The 2,129-nt window shown below is 38.4% G+C and carries 2 protein-coding genes; both read right to left on the bottom strand.

Annotation, left to right across the window (positions count from 1 at the left end; all coding sequences use genetic code 11):
• Positions 1 to 61 precede the first annotated feature (61 nt).
• On the bottom strand, positions 62 to 799 hold the full coding sequence (gene istB / locus H5993_RS09050; protein ID WP_204777096.1) for an IS21-like element helper ATPase IstB: 738 nt from the start codon (positions 797 to 799) through the stop codon (positions 62 to 64).
• A gap of 1 nt (position 800) precedes the next feature.
• Positions 801 to 2,024, bottom strand: a complete 1,224-nt coding sequence (gene istA, locus H5993_RS09045; RefSeq protein ID WP_204777095.1) for an IS21 family transposase — start codon at positions 2,022 to 2,024, stop codon at positions 801 to 803.
• Positions 2,025 to 2,129 lie beyond the last annotated feature (105 nt).

Below are 2,129 nucleotides of genomic sequence, written 5' to 3'. Positions count from 1 at the left end.
TGTCAAGGGCGGTTTAAAATTGTCGGTTTATGGCGGTTTAAAAACGTATGATTTGGGCGGCTTAAGAATTGACTGATGCCAAACGATACGACTTCCCTTTAATCTTAATTATGTGCGAATGATAGACAAGGCGATCTAAAATGGCTTCTGCAGTCGCTGTGCTATTAAGGACGGTTCCCCAACTTGATAATGGTACATTGGTCGTTATGATTGTTGATTTGCGTTCATAGCGGCCATTTATTAGTTGAAATAATAGTTTTGCTTCATTCGCTGATATCGGTAAATAGCCTAATTCGTCAATAATTAATAGATCATACCTTTCGTATCGACGTATTACGCGCTCTAAATGTCGCTTTTCTTGAGCTGCCTTCAATCTAAGGATTAGTTCATGGCAGTTTATGAATAGTGTTCGTACATCTTGCCGGCATGCTTCGATGCCCAGTCCAATGGATAAGTGTGTTTTACCCACACCAGGACTACCAATAAAAATAATATTCTCTTGGTTATCCAGAAAGGACATGGTCGCAAACTCGGCGATTTGCTGTGGGTTTATTGAAGGTTGAAACTGGTAGTTAAAATCATTGAGCCGTTTGATAATAGGGAAACGAGCCCGCTTTATTCTTCGTTTTAAACTTTCCTGTTGTTGATAGGCAATTTCCTTATCGGTTAATTGTAATAGTGCTTCACTAAAGCTGATTTGGCTATCGTTAACTTGTTGCCGATAATCCGCAATTGATGCAGCCATATTATGCAAATTTAACTTCGTTAAATTGTCGACTAATTTTTGATATTGGTTCATTTTACTCCCCAATCTGGTCATAGATACTGAGGTTGCTAAGCATATACTGATTTATTTCTTCATCCGTTTTATCTGCCATCAAGTCACTTTTAAGGATGGCGCATTTATCATGTGGATCATAATTAAACTGCTTATTGGTCAGATCATGTTTTTGAATTTCGACGCCCTGATAGAAGATGCGAATAGTTTTACCATCAGTAGTTGGTTTAACTTCAACCTCTTTTCCGATATAATTAGGGGATACAGAGTATTGATGGTTTTGAAATCTAATCATTGAATCTCGCGATACTTTTCTGGTTTGGACACTGTTGAAGTACCTCGTGAGATCGGCATTGAGAGACCGGAAATGCTCTTTTTCTTTTGCCCATAATTCAATGGGCTTCTGGTTATTACCTTGTGACTGTTCATGGTTAAGCCGTTTAGCTAATCGATTGACGATACTATTTAAATCATTGATAGTACTGAATTCTCCATCATAAGGCTTTAATCGTCCCATTGTCCTTGCTAGGGCTTCAACGCAACCTTTAGTTTGCGGCCTAAATGGCCGACAAGCGATTGGATGGAATCCGGCATCATGACTAAATGATAAAAACCGTTCATTAAAACGATGATGATGGAAGTCACTTAACTTATGGTCAACGACAGTTGACATATTATCGAACCAGATTTCTTTAGGTATTCCCCCAGTAGCCCTAAAAGCTTCAAACAAGCATTTGAATAGAGTATCCTGCTTTTGATCCAAGGTTAATTTTAAAAACTTAAACTTAGAGTAGGGCAGCACATACAAGAAAATACTGAAGGTATGTGAAACTCCATTCCAGTCAGTCATGGTAACTCGTTCTTTCCAATCAACTTGAGCACTTAAGCCAATCGTATGCTCAACCCTAATCGTGGCTTTCTTAGTTTGCACTTTACGGAAACGACGACAATAATCTTTAACAATGGTGTATTTACCAGTAAATCCTTTTTCAACGATAAAGTCATAGATTGACCTGGCAGAACATCCAGCGGTGTATTTATCCTCAATAATATCTTGGTATCCGTCTAGCTTACTACGACGGTTTCTCTGCCTCCTAACAACTGTAGTTTCACCACTCTGAGCCCTTAAATATGCAGCTTTTACGGTTCGTGGATCAACACCATATTGTCGTGCAATAGCGGAGTAATTTGGCTTTATTTTCTCTAACACAAAATATCTCATCCTTTCGTAAACGTCTTTTCGCATACTCATCACTTCCTCAAAAGATTAATAAAGTGAGTATACAAAAAATGCAGGAAAAACGACAATTTTATTCCGCCGTTTTCCTACATTTTACAACCGCCCTCTACA

It is taken from the genome of Limosilactobacillus alvi (assembly GCF_016900115.1).
In the GTDB taxonomy this organism is placed as follows: domain Bacteria; phylum Bacillota; class Bacilli; order Lactobacillales; family Lactobacillaceae; genus Limosilactobacillus; species Limosilactobacillus alvi.
This window is presented reverse-complemented; position numbering and strand designations above follow the sequence as displayed.

Coding starts and splice junctions, on each gene's coding strand:
- istA (WP_204777095.1), bottom strand. CDS start 2,024: ATGCGAAAAGACGTTTACGAAAGGATGAGATATTTTGTGTTAGAGAAA.
- istB (WP_204777096.1), bottom strand. CDS start 799: ATGAACCAATATCAAAAATTAGTCGACAATTTAACGAAGTTAAATTTG.